We start from the raw sequence: 17,985 nt of genomic DNA on the forward strand, positions 1-17,985 counted from the left end.
CCCAGAAGAAAGGGACGGATAACCGGTGTCGACTCCGTTCTATGTGTCACCCCAGCAGGCCATGGCCGACCGGGCGGAATACGCCCGGAAGGGCATCGCCCGCGGTCGCAGCCTTGTCGTGCTGCAGTACGCCGACGGCATCGTGTTCGTCGGCGAGAACCCGTCCCGCGCGCTGCACAAGTTCAGCGAGATCTACGACCGGATCGGCTTCGCGGCCGCCGGCAAGTACAACGAGTACGAGAACCTTCGGATCGGCGGCGTGCGCTACGCCGATCTGCGCGGATACACCTACGACCGTGACGATGTGACGGCCCGTGGGCTGGCCAACGTCTACGCGCAGACGCTCGGCACGATCTTCTCCAGTGCCGGTGAGAAGCCGTACGAGGTGGAGCTGGTCGTGGCCGAGGTCGGTGCGACGGCCGCGGGCGACCAGATCTACCGGCTGCCGCACGACGGTTCGATCGTGGACGAGCACGGCTCGGTCGCGGTCGGCGGCAACGCCGAGCAGATCAGCACGTACCTGGACCAGCGCCACCAGGACGGGATGACCCTGTCCGAGGCGCTGAAGCTGGCGGTGCAGGCGCTGTCCAGCCAGGCGAACGGTGCGGACAAGACGATTCCGGCCGAGCGGCTGGAGGTCGCGGTGCTGGACCGGACGCGGGCCCAGCAGCGCAAGTTCAAGCGGATCCGGGGCCGGCAGCTGTCGCGGCTGCTGGAGGCCGATGTCACGGCGGCCGTGCAGGCCGATGCCGTGTCGAACGACGAGGCTCCCGAGGACGATTCCGAGTAGGGATCCGCGCGCGTACGGCGCCCCCGGCCTTCCGGCCGGGGGCGTCTTCGCGTTTCAGGCCGGGGCCGGGCCGGTGGAGGCGCGGACGACCAGATCGACCGGGAGGTCGGGGGCGGTCCAGGGGGTGCCGTCCAGGACGGCGAGGAGGGCGGTCATGCCCTGTTCGCCGACGCGTTCGGCGGGGAGGTGGACGGTGGTGAGTTCGGGTTCGACGGCGGTGGCGAGGGCGAGGTCGTCGAAGCCGGTGACGGAGAGGTCCTCGGGGACGCGCAGGCCGAGGCGGCGGGCGGCCTTGCAGGCGCCCGCGGCGAGGATGTCGTCGTCGCAGACGATGGCGGTGGGCCGGCCCTCGGGGGCCGCGAGGGCCGCCTCCATGGCCGTACGGGCGTCGGCGACGGTGAGCTGGGCCCGTACGGTGCGCAGCTCGGCGTGGGGCGCCAGCCGGGCGGCCAGGGCTTCGGCGCGGACGTCGAAGGTCCAGGAGTCGACGGCGGAGGCGAGGTGGAGGATGCGGCGGTGGCCGAGCGCGAGGAGGTGTTCGGTGATCTGGCGCATGCCGTCGGCCATGGCGAGGTTGACGTGGGCGGCGGCGCGTGTGGCGGTGGGGTCGCTGTCGAGCATGACGAGGGGAAGTTCGGCGTCGCCGATGGCGTCGAGGGCGTGGGCGGCCATGGAGGAGGCGATGACCCCGTCGAGGGCGGCGCGGGCGGAGGCGAAGGGGTCGCGGGCGGGGCCGGTGCCGTCGGGGGAGGGGTAGAGGACGACGCCGAAGCCGTGTTCGGCGGCGATGCGGGCGGCGCCGGTGTAGACGCGGGCGAAGAACTCGTTGGTGAGGGCGGGGACGACGAGGAGGGCGGTGCGGGTGGAGCCCAGGCGGAGGTTGCGGGCGGCGAGGTTGGGACGGTAGCCGAGGGCGGCGGCGGCTTCGCGGACGAGGCCGGCGGTGCGCTCGGAGACGCGGCCGCGCCATTTGTCGCCGAGGACGAGGGAGACGGTGGCCTGGGAGACCCCGGCGGCGGTGGCCACGTCCCGGCTGGTGGGTCTCGTCACACGGTGCTCCTGAAGTGCGAGGTCGTACGCGTTCGGCGGGGGTTGCGGCGGTCTTCCGGGTGGACCCCGTGGTGTGGACATGGTACGTATGACGGGTCACGTTATACGTATTACCTTGATTACTCCGGGCTGGATTCCGGGCAGAAGGGGGCCGTCATGGCCGCGGGATACGCGGAGCTGCTCAGGACCCGGCACGCCGCGAGGCTGCTGGTGGGCACGCTCATAGGCCGGCTGCCGAACGGCACCGGCCCGATCGCGATCGTGCTGTTCACCCGGGCCGAGGGCGGCAGCTACAGCCTGGCGGGCGCGCTGGCGGCCGTGTACGGGCTGGCCAACGCGGTGGGGCAGCCGCTGCTGGGGCGGGCCGTCGACCTGTTCGGGCAGCCGCGGGTGCAGCTGCCGGCCGCGGTGGTGTCCGCGCTGGGCATGGTGTGGCTGGCGCTGGCGGGTACCGGCTCGCCGGCGGCCGCGTACGGCGCGGTGGTGGTCGCGGGGCTCTTCACGCCGCCGCTGGAGGGCGGGCTGCGGGCGCTGTGGCCGGGTGTGCTCGGCGGCAAGGAGGAGCGGGTGCACGCCGCGTACGCGATGGACGCGGTGGCCCAGGAGGTCATGTTCACGGTCGGTCCGCTGCTGGTGACGCTGTTCGTGGCGCTGTGGGACCCGGCGGCCGCGCTGCTGGTGATCAATGCCATCGGTGTGCTCGGCGCGCTGTCCGTCGTGGTGTCGGAGCCTTCGCGTACGTGGCGTTCGGCGCCGCGCGAGGCGCACTGGCTGGGCGCGCTGCGCTCGCCGGGGCTGCTGGCGCTGCTGGGCTCGTTCTTCTTCGTGGGCATGGCGCTGGGTTCGATCACGGTGGCGGGCGTGGCGTACGCCGACGACCACGGGAACCAGGCGGTGTACGGCTGGCTGATGGCGGCGCTGGGTCTGGGCGCGCTGGTCGGCGGGGTGGCGTACGGCGCCCGGCAGTGGGCGGGCGCGCCGGAGCGGCGGCTGCGGCTGCTGGTGGCGCTGCTGGCGGTCTGCTACCTGCCGCTGATGCTGGTCCCGGGCCCGCTGCCGATGGCGGCGCTGGCGGCGCTGGCCGGTGTGTTCCTGGCGCCCGCGCTGGCCTGTGCGTTCATCGTCGTGGACCGGCACGCTCCGGCCGGGACGGTGACGGAGGCGTTCTCGTGGCTGGTGACGTTCTTCGGGGTGGGCGCGGCGATCGGTACGGCCGCGGCCGGCCCGGCGGTGGAACTGGGCGGTACGGCGAGCGGGTTCGGCGTGGCGAGCGTCGCCGGTGCGGCGGCGCTGCTGGTGCTGACGGCCACTCAGCGGATCCTGGCCGCTCCGGGCCGGACCCGGACGGTGGCGGGTTCGCCGCCGGGATCCGTCGAGGGCACCGGTGGAGGTGCGGAGGCAGGCGCGGACGGAGCCGCAGGCGGGGGCGCGGTGGATGGTCCGGCGGGCGGTCCGGCAGGCGGTCCGGCGGAGCGGCTCGTCGGGAACTGATCGAAACGGCGTTCACGAACCCGGTTTCAGAACAGTGCGGAAGGCGTAATGTTCAGTCATGGACCGCCGCATTTTCGGGCTGGAGAACGAGTACGGCGTCACGTGCACGTTCAGGGGACAGCGCCGACTGTCTCCTGACGAAGTGGCGCGCTACCTCTTCCGCCGTGTTGTGTCATGGGGCCGCAGCAGCAATGTCTTCCTGCGGAACGGCGCCCGCCTGTACCTCGACGTGGGTTCGCATCCGGAATACGCAACTCCCGAATGCGACAACGTGACGGAACTCGTCACGCACGACAAGGCAGGCGAGCGCATTCTCGAAGGTCTGCTCGTCGATGCCGAACGCCGCCTGCACGAGGAGGGAATCGCGGGCGACGTCTATCTCTTCAAGAACAACACCGACTCGGCGGGCAACTCGTACGGCTGCCACGAGAACTATCTGGTGGCCCGGCACGGGGAATTCTCCCGCCTGGCGGACATCCTCATTCCGTTCCTCGTCACGCGCCAGCTGATCTGCGGTGCGGGCAAGGTGCTGCAGACCCCCCGGGGCGCGGTCTACTGCGTGAGCCAGCGGGCCGAGCACATCTGGGAGGGCGTCAGTTCCGCGACGACCCGGTCCCGGCCGATCATCAACACCCGGGACGAGCCGCACGCCGACGCCGAGCGCTACCGCCGCCTGCACGTGATCGTCGGGGACTCGAACATGTCCGAGACGACCATGCTGCTCAAGGTCGGGGCCACCGACCTGGTGCTGCGCATGATCGAGGCGGGCACGGTGATGCGGGACCTGACCCTGGAGAACCCGATCCGGGCGATCCGCGAGGTCAGCCACGACATCACGGGCCAGCGCAAGGTGCGCCTGGCGAGCGGCCGCGAGGCCTCGGCGCTGGAGATCCAGCGCGAGTACTACGACAAGGCCGTGGACTTCGCCGAGCGCCGGGGGATCCGTACCGGCACGGTGGACCAGGTGCTGGAGCTGTGGGGCCGCACGCTCGACGCGATCGACGCGGAGGACCTGGACCGGATCGGGACCGAGATCGACTGGGTCATGAAGTACCAGCTGATCGAGCGGTACCGGGCCAAGCACGGCATGACCATGTCGAACCCGCGAGTGGCCCAGATAGACCTCGCGTACCACGACATCCACCGCCGGCGCGGGCTGTACTACCTGCTGGAACGCAAGGGGCAGGCGGCTCGGATCTGCAACGACCTCAAGATCTTCGAGGGCAAGTCGGTGCCCCCGCAGACCACGCGGGCGCGGCTGCGCGGCGATTTCATCCGCCGGGCGCAGGAGCAGCGGCGGGACTTCACGGTCGACTGGGTGCACCTCAAGCTCAACGATCAGGCGCAGCGGACCGTGCTGTGCAAGGACCCGTTCCGGTCGGTGGACGACCGGGTGGAGAAGCTGATCGCCGGGATGTGAGATCGCGCTGATCTTGCGCAGGGCCCCGTACGGATCTCGTACGGGGCCCTGCGCACGCCTTAGAGTGGCGACGACCGCACCGCCGTCTGAGATCTGAGGAACACGTGCGCCGACTTGCCGGCCTGCTTGTCGTACCCCTTCTGCTGCTGTCGACAGCAGCGTGTGGCGACAGCGGCTCCGACTCCGCCGAGATGAAGAACGGGGCGCCCGCGATCACCAAGGGCGCCAAGTTCGGTGAGACCCCCACCCTGTCGAAGGGCAAGGGCGACCCGCCGAAGGAGCTGAAGGTGGTGACCGTCAGCGAGGGCAACGGCCCGGCGCTGAAGAAGGGCGATGTCGCCCAGGTCAACTACCTCGGCCAGGTCTGGGACGGCAAGGAGCCGTTCGACCAGAGCTTCGGCAAGGGCAAGCCGTTCGAGGTGACCATCGGTGCCGGCATGGTCATCAAGGGCTGGGACCAGGGTCTCGAGGGCAAGAAGGTCGGCAGCCGCCTGGAGCTCGTGATCCCGCCGGACCTCGGTTACGGCGACAAGGGCTCCGGCGACAAGATCAAGCCGAACGCCACGCTGGTCTTCGTCGTGGACATCGTCAAGGGCACCTCGGTCCCGGCCTCGGCCACGGGCAAGGAGGTCGCGCAGGACAACAAGGACCTGCCGAAGATCGGTACGAACACGGACGGCAAGGAAGTCTCCGTGACCGTCCCGAAGGACACCACGCCGCCGGCGAAGCTGGTCTCGAACTACGTGCTGGAGGGTGACGGCCCGGCCGTCAAGGACACCGACAGCGTCGTGGTCAAGTTCAACGGCAAGACGTGGAAGGACGACAAGACCTTCGAAAGCACGTACGCCACGGACCAGACGGTGACCTGGCCGATGGACCAGCTCTCGGTCAAGGGTCTCAAGGAAGGCCTGACCGGCAAGAAGGTCGGCAGCCGCATCCTGCTGGTCATCCCGCCGGACCAGGGCTTCGGCGACAAGGAGACGGGCACCATCCCGGCCAACTCGACGCTGGTCTTCAGCCTCGACATCCTCGCCGTGATGTAAGACTGTCCGAGTTGACCTGATTCATTTTTGAGGAGCAGTTCCGTGAGCAACCAGCTCGAGAAGCCCGAGATCGACTTCCCCGACTTCCCGGTCCCGGCCGACCTCGTCATCGAGGACATCTGGGAGGGCGACGGCGCCGAGGCCACGGCCGGCAACAAGGTCTCCGTCCACTACGTGGGCGTGGCCTATTCCACCGGCGAGGAGTTCGACGCCTCCTGGAACCGCGGCACCCCGCTGCAGTTCATCCTGGGCATCGGCCAGGTCATCGACGGCTGGGACCGGGGCGTCCAGGGCATGAAGGTCGGCGGCAGGCGCAAGCTCGTCATCCCGGCCCACCTCGCGTACGGCGACAACAGCCCGACCCCCGCCATCAAGCCGGGCGAGACGCTGATCTTCGTCTGCGACCTGATGGGCGTCTGATTCGACGACGCGTGATCGGTGAAGGGGCCCCCGCCGTCAGGCGGGGGCCCTCGCTTTTGCCGGGGCCCGCCGGGGCGGTACGGTCAACGGTCACGGACGTGTCGTACGTGCCGTGGGTGCAACGTGTGGGCGGAGAAGGGCGGAAGGGCGTCGATGGCGATTGCCAAGGCCGAGCGGCTGATGAATCTGGCGCTGTGTCTGCTGGGGACCCGCCGGCCGCTGAGCAAGCGGGAGCTGCGCGGTTCCATCGAGGCGTACATGGAAGCCGGCAACGACGAGTCGTTCAACCGCATGTTCGAGCGGGACAAGGACGATCTGCGTGAACTCGGCCTCGTCATCGAGACGGTGGAGAACCTGGACGGCGAGACCGGCTACCTCGCCCGCCGCGACAGCAACCGGCTGCCGCCCGTCTCCCTCGACGCCGAGGAGGCCGCCGCCCTGGGGCTCGCGGCCAAGGTCTGGCAGCAGGCCCGCCTCGCCGGAGCCGCCAGCGGCGCCCTGCAGAAGCTGCGCGCGGGCGGGATGCCGGAGGCGGGGGATCCGTACGAGGGCCAGCACAGCGCCATCGAGCCGCGCATCCCGGTCCACGAGGCGGCCTTCGAACCGCTGATGCTGGCCTGCCGCGACCGCCGGCCTGTGGTCTTCGACTACCGCAAGTCCACCGCCGCGCGCCCCGAGACCCGGCAGGTGGAGCCGTGGGCGCTGGAGTGCTGGCGCGGCCACTGGTACCTGGCCGGCTACGACCGCGACCGCGGGGCGGAGCGCGTGTTCCGGCTCTCCCGGATCACCGGGAAGGTCCGCTCCCGGGCGGCCAAGTACACCGCCGAGGTCCCGGACGTGGTCACCGTACGGGAGACCGTGGCGAGCTGGGCCGGGGAGAGCGCGGACCGCTCCGCGCTGATCCGGCTGCGGTCCGGGGCCGGGTACCCGCTGCGGGCCAAGGCCACCGCCGTGCGCGAGGGCGGGGACGGCTGGGACGAGCTGGAGATCCCGTACGGGCACGGGCTCGACGCCTGGCTGGTCGAGTTCGGGCCGGACGTGGTGGTCGTGGCCCCCGCCGACCTGCGGGCCGACGTCGTGGACCGGCTGCGCGCCGTGGCCGCGGGCTGAGGCCGCCCCGGCGGACCGGACGACCGGCCCGAGCCGTCACGGCCGCCGCCCGATCCACCGCACCGATCGCACCACCGCACCGTTCGCAAGACGTGCCCTGAGGGGGAGACGTACCAGCATGGCTGCCAACGCCATCGACCAGACCCGCCGGATGCTGTCCCTGGTGACGTACCTGCGCGAGCGCCCCGGGGCGCACGTCGCCGACGTCGCCCGCGCCTTCGGGATCACCGAGGACGAGCTGATCTCGGACCTCGACGTGCTGCCCATGTGCGGGACCAGCTTCCGCGGCGGGGACCTGCTCGACATCGACACCGACGGGGAGCGCATCTGGTGGCGCAACCCCGACGCCTCGGGGGAGTCCACCGCGGAGCCGCTGCGCCTGGCCGCCGACGAGGCGACCGCGCTGCTGGTCGCCGCCCGCGCCGTGGCGACCCTGCCCGGGCTGCGCGAGAGCGACCGGGACGCGCTGCTGCGCGCCACCGCGAAGCTGGAGGCCGCCGCCGGCGAGGCGGCCGGTGCCAGCTCCCGGCTGTCGGTGACCTTCGAGGCGGAGGGCGGGGTCTTCGCGGACGTCGACCGGGCCATCGCCGAGCGCCGTCGGCTGTGGCTGCGCTACTACTCGCCGGCCCGGGACGAGCTGACCGAGCGCAAGGTCGACCCGATCCGGCTCTTCGCGGTGGGGCACACGTACATGGAGGGCTGGTGCCACCTCTCCGAGGCCCGGCGCACCTTCCGCCTCGACCGGGTCGCCGAGATCCGGCTGCTGGACGAGCGGGCCGAGCCGCCCGCCATCGAGCCGCGCGACCTGTCCGAGGGACTCGTCCAGCCGGCCGCCGAGGACCCGGAGGTCGTGGTCGAGGTCGGGCCGGGCGGCCGCTGGGTCGCCGAGTACTACCCGCACGACAGCGCCGAGGAACTGTCCGACGGCGGCCTGCGGATCACGCTGCGCAGCCCGGACCCGGCCTCGCTGCGCCGGCTCGCGCTGCGGCTGGGCCGGGAGGGCCGGATCGTGGCGCCCGCGGAGCTGGCCGACAGCGCGCGGCAGGCGGCCCGGGAGGCGCTCGCCGGGTACGGGGACCAGGGCTGAGCGGGGCGGGACCCGTACGCCGAAGAGGGCAGGGCAAGGGGAAGCGGCGGGGCCGTGCGGTACGGGCCGTGCCGTACGGGAGCTGCGCCGTCCGCGCGCGGACGGTCTGAGGGGAGCGCCGAGCGATGTCGCCAATGTCCGGGCCACGGGGTGTGCAGGCCGCCGCGGGGCCGCCGGTTTCGTTCAAAGCGGCCTGTTCCGACTGCCGGGCCCGTTTCGAGCTGGACGCGGGGGCCCTGCGGCTGGTGATCGGCGGGAGCCGGCGCACCACGTTCTACTCGTTCACCTGTCCCGAGTGCGGTGCCTCCGTGCGCAAACCGGCCGGTGAGCGCATCGTGGAACTGCTGACCGGCGGTGGCGTGAGCACCCTGCGCAGCGTCTGAGGCGGCCGGTGGCCTAGGCTCGACCCATGCTGTGGCCGATGCTCGCAATCGCCCTGGGTTTCCTCGGGCTCGCCGTCCTCGCCGTCCTCGCGGTGCGCGTCTTCGTGGAGGTGCGGCGGTTGTCCGGCCAGGTCGAGCTGGCCAGCCGGCGGATCGCGGACGCCTCGGGGGACCTGGAGCGCGCGGCGGGCGATCTGGCGCGGGCGGGCGGCTCCGCCCGGCCGTAAACCGGTACAAAGCGCAGGATCGTGACCCGCAGGTCTCTGGAAAGTGCGGGTCGGGGCCCGTACCGTCGGTCCCAGCCGCACGCAAGGCGGGATACCCCGGGGGATTGCCGGGCGTTAACCCCCGGGGGTTACGATCCTTGCCTGAGCGGTCACGGATCAAGATCCGCGGCCGCGGACACCACAATCAGCCGTTTCGGTGAGAAGGAAGTCAGACATGATCGGCAATCTGAAGCCTCTTGAGATCCTCCTGATCATCGCCGTGATCTTCCTGCTGTTCGGTGCCAAGAAGCTCCCCGACATGGCGCGCTCCCTGGGCAAGTCGGCCCGCATCCTCAAGAGCGAGGCCAAGGCCATGAAGGCGGAGAGCGCGGCGGAGGACAACACCACCGCCGCGACCGTCGCGGACCAGGCCCCGCAGCAGGCCGCCGCCCCGCGCACGATCAAGGCCGCTCCCGGCGACGTGACCAGCTCGCGTCCGGTCAGCGAGCCGAACCACACCACCCAGGGCTGATCCCCCGGCCGCCGGACCGCCGGTCCGCGGCCGCGATCACGCCGGTCATCTGCAACGAGACAAGGGACGTGGGTTGCTCAAGTCTGCCCGCAAGCAGGAGAAGCAAGGCAAGCAGGAGAAGGACGCCGAAGGGCGGATGCCTCTTGTCGAGCACCTGCGTGAGCTGAGAAACCGCCTGCTGAAGTCGGTCCTGGCGATCCTCGTGATCACTGTCGTGGCGGCCTTCTACTACAAGAACCTGATCGACTTCATGCTGAAGCCGATGCTGGACTCCGTCGGCTGCACCAACGGGGTGGTCTCGCAGCGCAACGGCCGGCCCTGCGCCGACATGACCGTGAACGGCCTCATCGCCCCGTTCTCGATCGCCCTCAAGGTCTCGCTCACCGCCGGTGTGGTGCTCTCGGCCCCGGTGTGGCTCTACCAGCTCTGGGCCTTCGTCGCCCCCGGCCTGCACAACCACGAGAAGCGCTACGCGATGGGCTTCGTCGCCGTCGGCGCTCCGCTGTTCGGCGCCGGCGCGGTGCTCGCGTACAAGCTCCTGCCGAAGACCGCGCAGATCCTCCTCGAATTCACCCCCGAGAACGCGCGCAACCTGCTCCCGGTCGACGACTACCTCGACCTGGTCACGCGCATGGTCGTCGTCTTCGGCCTCGCGTTCGAGCTGCCGCTGCTGCTGATCCTCCTCAACTTCACCGGGGTCCTCACCGCGAAGCGGCTGGCGAGCTGGTGGCGGGCCATGGTGCTGGGCATCACGATCTTCGCCGCGTTCGCCACGCCCACCGGCGACCCGCTGACCATGCTGTCGCTGGCCGCGCCGATCATCGCCCTCTACTTCATCGCCCTCGGGATCTGCCTGGTCAACGACCGCAGGCGGCGCCGCGGCAACCCCGACGCGCTGCTCGACGACGACGAGGCGTCCGAGCTGGACCTGACGCCCGCGCCGATCGGTGCGATGGAGCCCGTCCAGGCCCCGACCGCCCTGCCCGAGCAGGCCGACGGCGGCCGCAGGCAGATCAACGGTTACGACGACGCGACCTGACAGGTACATTCCGGTGGGTGAGCGCTGAGATCACCCTCCTCGTCAATCCCACCGCGGGACGCGGCCGGGGCGCGCACGCCGCGCAGCCGGCCGCTTCCGCGCTCCGGGCCGCCGGATTCTCCGTACGGACGGTCCTCGGCGCCGATGCCGGGGACGCGCTGGCCCGGCTGCGCACCGCCGTCCGGGAGGGCACCGGGGCGGTGATCGCCGTCGGCGGCGACGGCGTGGTCTCCCTGGCCCTGCAAGCCCTGGCCGGGACGCTGGTACCGCTCGGGGTGGTCGCCGTGGGGACCGGGAACGATTTCGCGCGGGCCATGGGGCTGCCCGTAGGGGAGCCCGCGCAGGCGGGGCGGCTGGCCGCCGAGGCGCTCAAGGAGGGCCGGATCCGCGAGATCGACCTCGGGCGGGTGACGGGGACCCCGGAGCAGCGGGAGACCTGGTACGGGACCGTGCTGTGCTCGGGCTTCGATTCGCGGGTCAACGACCGCGGCAACCGGATGCGGCTCCCGGCGGGCCGGTTCAAGTACGACCTGGCGATCCTCGCCGAGCTGGCCGCCTTCCGGCCGTTCCCGTACCGGATCACCCTCGACGACGGCCCGGTGATCGAGACCGAGGCCACGCTGGTGGCCGTCGGCAACGGGAGCTCGTACGGCGGCGGCATGCGCATCTGCGCGGACGCCGTCCCGGACGACGGGCTCTTCGACGTCGTGGTCGTGGGCGACTGCAGCCGGGCCACCCTGCTCAGGGTCTTTCCGCAGGTATACAAGGGGACGCACCTCGGCCACCCGAAGGTGACCGTCCACCGGGCCGCGAAGATCACGCTGGAGGCCGCCGGGATCACCGCGTACGCGGACGGCGAGCCGCTGGGACCGCTGCCGGTGACCGCCGACTGCGTTCCGGGGGCCCTGCGGCTGCTGGCCTAGCGCCGTCCCGGGGGCGGCCCGGCAGTCCGTATAAATGATCGCGACTGTTGTCAGGGGCGGCGGGTAGGCTCGACAACAAGATGACCGAAGAACTCTCACCCGCCGAGCGGTACGCCGCTGCCCGGATCCGCGCCGCCGAAGAGGCCTCCGCCCTGGCCCCCTTCCGCGAGATGTACGAATTCGACCTGGACGCGTACCAGGTCGACGCCTGCAAGGCACTCGAGGCCGGCAAGGGCGTCCTCGTCGCCGCCCCGACCGGCTCGGGCAAGACGATCGTCGGCGAGTTCGCCGTGCACCTCGCCCTCGGCCAGGGCCGCAAGTGCTTCTACACGACGCCCATCAAGGCCCTGTCGAACCAGAAGTACGCCGACCTCGTCAAGCGCTACGGCGCCGACAAGGTGGGCCTGCTGACCGGTGACAACAGCGTCAACTCCGAGGCGCCCGTGGTCGTGATGACCACCGAGGTGCTCCGCAACATGCTGTACGCGGGCTCGCAGTCGCTGCGCGGCCTCGGCTACGTCGTGATGGACGAGGTGCACTACCTCTCCGACCGGTTCCGCGGAGCGGTCTGGGAGGAAGTGATCATCCACCTCCCCGAGTCGGTCACGCTGGTGTCCCTGTCGGCCACCGTGTCCAACGCCGAGGAGTTCGGCGACTGGCTCGACACCGTGCGCGGCGACACCGAGGTGATCGTCTCCGAGGAGCGGCCCGTCCCGCTGTGGCAGCACGTCATGGCCGGCCGCAAGATCTACGACCTCTTCGAGGAGGAGTCCGACCACGGGGGCCGCGGCTCCGCGCGCCGCGAGGTCAACCCCGACCTGCTGCGCATGGCGCGCGAGGAGAACACCCGCACGTACAGCCCGAAGGACCGGCGGCGCGGCAAGATGGTCCGCGAGGCCGACCGCGAGCGCGAGCGGCGCTCCCGCGGCCGGATCTGGACCCCGAGCCGCCCCGAGGTCATCGCCCGCCTCGACGGCGACGGGCTGCTGCCCGCCATCAACTTCATCTTCAGCCGGGCCGGATGCGAGGCCGCCGTCCAGCAGTGCCTGTTCGCGGGCCTGCGGCTCAACGACGACGCGGCCCGTCTCAAGGTCCGTGAGATCGTCGAGGAGCGGACCGCGTCCATCCCCGCCGAGGACCTGCACGTCCTGGGGTACTACGAGTGGCTCGAGGGCCTGGAGCGGGGCATCGCCGCGCACCACGCCGGCATGCTGCCGACCTTCAAGGAGGTCGTGGAGGAGCTGTTCGTCCGAGGCCTCGTCAAGGCCGTCTTCGCCACCGAGACCCTCGCGCTGGGCATCAACATGCCCGCCCGCACGGTGATCCTGGAGAAGCTGGTCAAGTGGAACGGCGAGCAGCACGCCGACATCACCCCCGGCGAGTACACGCAGCTCACCGGCCGGGCCGGACGGCGCGGCATCGACGTCGAGGGCCACGCCGTGGTGCTGTGGCAGCGGGGCATGGACCCGGCGGGGCTCGCCGGGCTCGCCGGTACCCGTACGTATCCGCTGCGCTCCAGCTTCAAGCCGTCGTACAACATGGCCGTGAATCTGGTCCAGCAGTTCGGGCGGCACCGTTCGCGCGAGCTGCTGGAGACCTCGTTCGCGCAGTTCCAGGCCGACCGCTCGGTCGTCGGGATCTCCCGGCAGGTGCAGCGCAACGAGGAGGGCCTGGAGGGCTACCGGGAGGGCATGACCTGCCACCTCGGGAACTTCGAGGAGTACGCGCAGCTGCGCCGCGACCTCAAGGACCGCGAGACGGACCTGGCCAAGCAGGGCGCGGCCCAGCGGCGGGTGCAGGCGGCCGGTTCGCTGGAGAAGCTCAAGCCGGGCGACATCATCCACGTGCCGACCGGCAAGTTCGCCGGGCTCGCGCTGGTCCTGGACCCGGGCGTGCCGGCCGGGCGGGTCAACGGGCACCGGGGGTACGAGTACGCCGAGGGCCCGCGGCCGCTGGTGCTGACGGCGGAGCGGCAGGTCAAGCGGCTCGCCGCGATCGACTTCCCGGTCCCGGTCGAGGCCATCGAGCGGATGCGCATCCCCAAGACGTTCAACGCGCGCTCGCCGCAGTCCCGTCGGGACCTGGCGTCCCAACTGCGGGCCAAGGCCGGGCACATCGCGCCGGAGCGGCGCGGGCGCGGCCGGTCCGCGGCGGCCGACGACCGCGAGATCACGCGGCTGCGCGCCGAGCTGCGGGCGCACCCCTGCCACGGCTGCGACGAGCGCGAGGACCACGCCCGCTGGGCGGAGCGCTACCACCGCCTCAAGCGGGACACCCAGCAGCTGGAGCGGCGCATCGAGGGCCGGACGAACACGATCGCCCGCACCTTCGACCGGATCCACGCGCTGCTGACCGAGCTGGACTACCTGCGCGAGGACGAGGTCACCGTGCACGGCAAGCGGCTCGCCCGGCTGTACGGGGAGCTCGACCTGCTGGCGTCGGAGTGCCTGCGCGAGGGCGTCTGGGAGGGACTGTCCCCGGCGGAACTGGCCGCCTGCGTCTCGGCGTTGGTGTTCGAGGCACGGCAGTCCGACGACGCGGTGGCGCCGAAGGTGCCGGGCGGCGCGGCGAAGGCGGCGCTGGGCGAGATGGTCCGGATCTGGGGCCGGCTCGACGCGCTGGAGGAGGAGCACCGCATCAACCAGGCGGAGGGCGTGGGCCAGCGCGAGCCGGACCTGGGCTTCGCGTGGGCGGCGTACCAGTGGGCTTCCGACAAGAGCCTGGACGAGGTGCTGCGGGAGGCGGAGATGCCGGCCGGCGACTTCGTGCGCTGGTGCAAGCAGGTCATCGACGTGCTGGGGCAGATCGCGGCGGCGGCTCCCTCGGCGTCCGGTGACAGCGGGAGCACGGTGGCCCGCAACGCCCGCAAGGCCGTGGACGCGCTGCTCCGCGGCGTGGTGGCCTACAGCTCGGTCGGCTAGGCGGCTTCGTGGGCCCGCCGGTTCCGGCGGCTAGCCCGTCTCGGGCCTGTCGGGACCTCGCCAGCCGGCGAGGTCCTGCCAGGCCCGAAGGCTCAGGCCGCTCTCGAAGCGGCGCGGGGTGCCGGTGACCGGGTCGGTGAACGACACCGTACGGGCCAGGAGCTGGAGCGGCCTGCGGTAGTCGTCCGGGGCCGGGTCGGTGACCTCCGGGTACACCGGGTCGCCGAGGATCGGCAGGCCGAGGCCGTTCATGTGCACCCGCAGCTGGTGGGTGCGCCCGGTGTGCGGGGTCAGCCGGTAGCGGCCCAGCTCCCCCTTCGTGGCGAGGAGTTCGACCAGGGTCTCGGCGTTCGGTTCCGCGCCCGGGACCTCGGCCGCCGCGATGATCCCGCGGGTCTTCTCGATGTGGCTGCGGACCGTGCGGGGGAGGGTGAGCGCCGGGTCGTGGCCGGCGAGGGCCTCGTACTGTTTGACGACCCGCCGCTCCTGGAACAGCAGCTGGTACGCGCCGCGGTCCTCGGGGCGGACGCTGAACATCACCAGTCCGGCGGTCAGCCGGTCCAGCCGGTGCGCCGGGCTGAGCTCGGGCAGGTCGAGCTCGGTGCGCAGCCGGGCCAGGGCGGTCTGCGTGACGTGGCTGCCGCGCGGGGTGGTCGCCAGGAAGTGCGGCTTGTCCACGACCAGCAGGTGCGCGTCGCGGTGGACGACGCGGATCGGGAACGGCACCACGGGCTCCGGCGCCATGTCCCGGTGGAACCACAGGTAGGCGCCCGGCTCGTACGGGTCCTGCGGGCTCAGGACCCGTCCGCCGGGGCCGAACACCCGCCCGGCGCGCAGCAGGTGCGCGATGGACTCGGCGCCGCGGCCGCCGGCGTACCGCTCGGCGAGGTAGCCGCCGAGGTCGGGCCAGCGCCCGTCGGGGTCGGCGGGCAGCCGCAGCCGGACCGGGTCGATGCCGGCGACCTGGGGCAGGGGCGAGGGGGGTGCCTGGGCTCTGCGTCTCATCGGGTCCAGGCTATGCGGCTACTGCTTGGTGAAGGTGCCCAGGTGGTTGGCGTCCAGGTACTCGATGCGGACCGTGCCGTCCTTGAAGAACACCCCGGTGCGGCCGACGGCGTTCTCGCCGGAGGTCACGTAGCTGAAGGTGTCCCCGTCGTAGTGGGTGAGCGGGAAGCGCATCGGCTTGGGGCCCAGCGACAGGGTGAGCCCGCCGCCCTCCTCAGCGGTCACGGTCAGCTTTCCGTAGTACGGGCTGACGTAGGTGCCGGTGTACGCGCTGTCGGCGCGGGCCGGCTTCGCGCCCGCGGGCGGGTGCGCGTAGTCGGTGGCGGAGGGGCCGGGGCCGAGTTGCTGGGCGTACAGCTCGGCGAAGAGCGGCAGCCAGTCGGTGGTCGGCGCGCCGTGCTCGGCGGTGTCGAAGAAGTCCATCGCGATGGCGTCGGCCATGCCGACCGGGGCGCCGTTGGTGAGGACGACGATGCCGAGCTTCTCCAGCGGGAGCAGCGTGACGTTGGTGTTGGCGCCGAGTTCGAACCCGCCGGAGTGGCTCAGGCGCAGCCGGCCCGCGTCGTCGTACGAGACGTTCCAGCCGAGCCCGTAGAAGCCGGTGTGGTCCAGGGGCGGGGTCGGCGCCTGCGACACGATGTGCGGCAGGCGCGTGGCCGCCAGGGTGCCGGAGGGAATGATCCGCTTCCCGTCGAGGGTGCCGCCGGCGAGCTGGAGGCGCAGCCAGCGGGCCATGTCGGTGACGGTGGAGCTCACGCCGCCGGCCGGGGCCTGGGCGTCGGGGTCGCGCACGAATCGGGGCGACCAGGTCCCGTCCGGGTTCTTGACGTGGGTGGCCGCGTGGTCGGGGGCGTTGACGAAGGAGGAGAACTCGGTGCTGGTGTGCGTCATCCCGGCGGGCTTGAACAGGGTGTCCTGGCTGAGCTTCTCCCAGGTCGTGCCCTGCTGCCGGGCGACGGCCTCGGCGGCGGCGGTGAGGCCGAAGTTGGTGTAGTTGTAGCTCGCGCGGAAGGGGGTGAGGGGCTCCAGGCGGAGGTGGTCGAGGATGTACGCCTGGTCATAGCCGAGGTCTTCGAGGAGGTCGCCCGCGTGGTCGGGGAGGCCGCTGCGGTGGGAGAAGAGGTCGGCGGTGGTGACGTGACCGGTCACCCAGGGGTCCTTCAGGGCGAAGCCGGGGAGTTCGGTGCGGCCGTTCCAGTCGGCGGGGTCCTTCAGGGCGCCGGCCACCACCGTGGAGGAAATCGGTTTGGAGACGGACGCGACCTGGAAGACGGTGTCCGGGCCGATGGCCCCGGGCGCGTCGGTGCGGCGGACGCCGAAGCCCTTGAGGTAGACGACCTTGTCGTCGTGGACGACGGCGACGGCGGCCCCGGGGACCCCGGTGCTGCGCATGGCGTCGGTGACGAACCCGGGCAGGCGCCCGAGCGCGGCGTCCACTTCCGCGTCCGTGATCTGGGGTTTCGGCGCGGGCGGTGGGCTGGGCGCGGCGGCGGCGCCGGTCGCGGCCAGTACGACGGCGGCTCCTGCCACACCGAGCGAGTGGAGCGTACGCATGGCGACATTGTCCCGCCGAACGGGCGACTCCGCCCGCTGTGCCGGCGGGGCCGGGGCTCGTGCGGGGCGGTCCCCAAGTGCCCCAAGCGCCCCAAGCGCCCCAGGCGTCCCCAGGGCGGCCCGCCGCGTACGTCAGGCCGCCGATTCCTGTTCGGCCAGGACCCTCTCGTTCCAGTCGCGCTTGATCGCCCGCCAGCCCTCGTCCGTCTCGCCGAGCCGCCAGTAGCCGGAGATCGACAGGCGTTCCTTGGGGACGCCCCGCTCCAGGCGCAGGTGGCGGCGGAGGTCCTTCACGAAGCCGGCCTCGCCGTGGACGAAGGCGTGCACGTCGCGGGAGGGGAACTCCAGGGCCCTGACCGCCTCGACGAGCATCTCGCCGACCGGGCCGGAGCCGCGGTGCAGCCAGACCGGGACGATGCCGTCCGGGGTGGCGACCTTCTGCTCGTCGTCCGGGCCCTCGACCTCCACGAACGCGCGTACCCGCGCGCCCACCGGCATGCGCTCCATCGCGGCGGCGATCGCCGGCAGCGCGCTCTCGTCGCCCACCAGCAGGTGCCAGTCGGCCGCCGGATCCGGCGCGTACGCGCCACCGGGGCCGAGGAAGCGGACGAGTTCACCCGGCTGGACGCGGGCCGCCCAGGGGCCCGCCAGCCCCTCGTCGCCGTGGACGACGAAGTCGAGCGTCAGCTCCAGGTGCACCGGGTCCCAGGCGCGGACCGTGTACGCCCGCTGACGCGGCCAGGCCTCCCGCGCGTACTCGGCGCGGATCCGGTCCAGGTCCCACGGCGAGGGGTAGGTGACGCCTTCGGGGGCGAACAGGAGCTTGATGTATTGGTCCGCGAACTCGCCCGCACTGAACCGGACCAGTCCGGCGCCGCCCAGCACCACGCGCACCATGTGCGGCGTCAGCCGCTCTGTGCGCACGACGACTGCGGTGCCGATCTTGCGGGCGCGTCCTTCTGCCACGGCGTCTCCCCTTGCTCCCCTGAAACTTAGGATTACCTAAGTTAG

General features: G+C 71.8%; 17 protein-coding genes. 13 read left to right on the forward strand and 4 right to left on the reverse strand.

Translation table 11 applies throughout. From position 1 onward, the window contains the following. The first annotated feature begins 25 nt into the window (after positions 1-25). The gene (gene prcA, locus IF02_RS0115350; RefSeq protein WP_030157191.1) at positions 26-790 is read left to right on the forward strand and encodes a proteasome subunit alpha; all 765 of its coding nucleotides are present in this window, start codon (positions 26-28) and stop codon (positions 788-790) included. A gap of 54 nt (positions 791-844) precedes the next feature. On the opposite strand, the gene IF02_RS0115355 is transcribed toward prcA, so the two are convergent. Continuing rightward, positions 845-1,840: a LacI family DNA-binding transcriptional regulator gene (locus IF02_RS0115355; protein WP_030157192.1), complete on the reverse strand. Its 996-nt coding sequence runs from the start codon at positions 1,838-1,840 to the stop codon at positions 845-847. A gap of 156 nt (positions 1,841-1,996) precedes the next feature. On the opposite strand from IF02_RS0115355, the gene IF02_RS0115360 reads away from it, so the two are divergent. From IF02_RS0115360 to IF02_RS0115415, 12 genes are all read left to right on the forward strand, one after another. Then, a complete protein-coding gene (locus IF02_RS0115360) occupies positions 1,997-3,331 on the forward strand; it encodes an MFS transporter (protein ID WP_078622107.1) in 1,335 nt (444 codons plus the stop codon). A 58-nt stretch (positions 3,332-3,389) separates the two neighbouring features. Then, positions 3,390-4,751 carry a Pup--protein ligase gene (gene pafA / locus IF02_RS0115365; protein WP_030157196.1) on the forward strand — a complete coding sequence of 454 codons (1,362 nt, stop codon included), beginning with the start codon at positions 3,390-3,392 and terminating at the stop codon, positions 4,749-4,751. Between the two features lie 104 nt (positions 4,752-4,855). Next, positions 4,856-5,794, forward strand: coding sequence for an FKBP-type peptidyl-prolyl cis-trans isomerase (locus IF02_RS0115370; RefSeq protein WP_030157198.1), 939 nt, complete (start codon positions 4,856-4,858; stop codon positions 5,792-5,794). Positions 5,795-5,836: 42 nt separating this feature from the next. Then, positions 5,837-6,214, forward strand: a complete 378-nt coding sequence (locus IF02_RS0115375; protein WP_030157200.1) for an FKBP-type peptidyl-prolyl cis-trans isomerase — start codon at positions 5,837-5,839, stop codon at positions 6,212-6,214. 153 nt (positions 6,215-6,367) lie between these two features. Continuing rightward, complete coding sequence (locus IF02_RS0115380; RefSeq protein ID WP_030157201.1) at positions 6,368-7,324, forward strand: helix-turn-helix transcriptional regulator; 957 nt, start codon at positions 6,368-6,370, stop codon at positions 7,322-7,324. A 118-nt stretch (positions 7,325-7,442) separates the two neighbouring features. After that, a complete protein-coding gene (locus IF02_RS0115385) occupies positions 7,443-8,411 on the forward strand; it encodes a helix-turn-helix transcriptional regulator (RefSeq protein ID WP_030157203.1) in 969 nt (322 codons plus the stop codon). Between the two features lie 134 nt (positions 8,412-8,545). Then, entirely contained in the window at positions 8,546-8,794 is a 249-nt protein-coding gene (locus tag IF02_RS0115390; protein ID WP_030157204.1) for a hypothetical protein, read from the forward strand. Between the two features lie 26 nt (positions 8,795-8,820). Continuing rightward, on the forward strand, positions 8,821-9,021 hold the full coding sequence (locus IF02_RS0115395; protein WP_030157206.1) for a hypothetical protein: 201 nt from the start codon (positions 8,821-8,823) through the stop codon (positions 9,019-9,021). 214 nt (positions 9,022-9,235) lie between these two features. After that, on the forward strand, positions 9,236-9,532 hold the full coding sequence (tatA, locus tag IF02_RS0115400) for a Sec-independent protein translocase subunit TatA (protein WP_030157207.1): 297 nt from the start codon (positions 9,236-9,238) through the stop codon (positions 9,530-9,532). A 73-nt stretch (positions 9,533-9,605) separates the two neighbouring features. Continuing rightward, positions 9,606-10,571 carry a twin-arginine translocase subunit TatC gene (gene tatC / locus IF02_RS0115405; protein ID WP_030157209.1) on the forward strand — a complete coding sequence of 322 codons (966 nt, stop codon included), beginning with the start codon at positions 9,606-9,608 and terminating at the stop codon, positions 10,569-10,571. A 17-nt stretch (positions 10,572-10,588) separates the two neighbouring features. Beyond that, positions 10,589-11,494, forward strand: a complete 906-nt coding sequence (locus IF02_RS0115410; RefSeq protein WP_030157211.1) for a diacylglycerol kinase — start codon at positions 10,589-10,591, stop codon at positions 11,492-11,494. An 80-nt stretch (positions 11,495-11,574) separates the two neighbouring features. Next, entirely contained in the window at positions 11,575-14,415 is a 2,841-nt protein-coding gene (locus IF02_RS0115415) for a DEAD/DEAH box helicase (RefSeq protein WP_030157213.1), read from the forward strand. A gap of 30 nt (positions 14,416-14,445) precedes the next feature. Here the strand turns inward: IF02_RS0115415 and IF02_RS0115420 are convergent, their stop codons facing one another. The 3 genes from IF02_RS0115420 to IF02_RS0115430 form a co-directional block, all read right to left on the reverse strand. Beyond that, positions 14,446-15,420 carry an RluA family pseudouridine synthase gene (locus tag IF02_RS0115420; RefSeq protein ID WP_030157214.1) on the reverse strand — a complete coding sequence of 325 codons (975 nt, stop codon included), beginning with the start codon at positions 15,418-15,420 and terminating at the stop codon, positions 14,446-14,448. Positions 15,421-15,438: 18 nt separating this feature from the next. Further along, positions 15,439-16,974 carry a serine hydrolase gene (locus IF02_RS0115425; RefSeq protein WP_030157216.1) on the reverse strand — a complete coding sequence of 512 codons (1,536 nt, stop codon included), beginning with the start codon at positions 16,972-16,974 and terminating at the stop codon, positions 15,439-15,441. 132 nt (positions 16,975-17,106) lie between these two features. Further along, a complete protein-coding gene (locus tag IF02_RS0115430) occupies positions 17,107-17,940 on the reverse strand; it encodes a siderophore-interacting protein (protein WP_030157217.1) in 834 nt (277 codons plus the stop codon). Positions 17,941-17,985: the final 45 nt, after the last annotated feature.

Source organism: Streptomyces sp. NRRL S-244, from assembly GCF_000717915.1.
Lineage (GTDB): Bacteria > Actinomycetota > Actinomycetes > Streptomycetales > Streptomycetaceae > Streptomyces.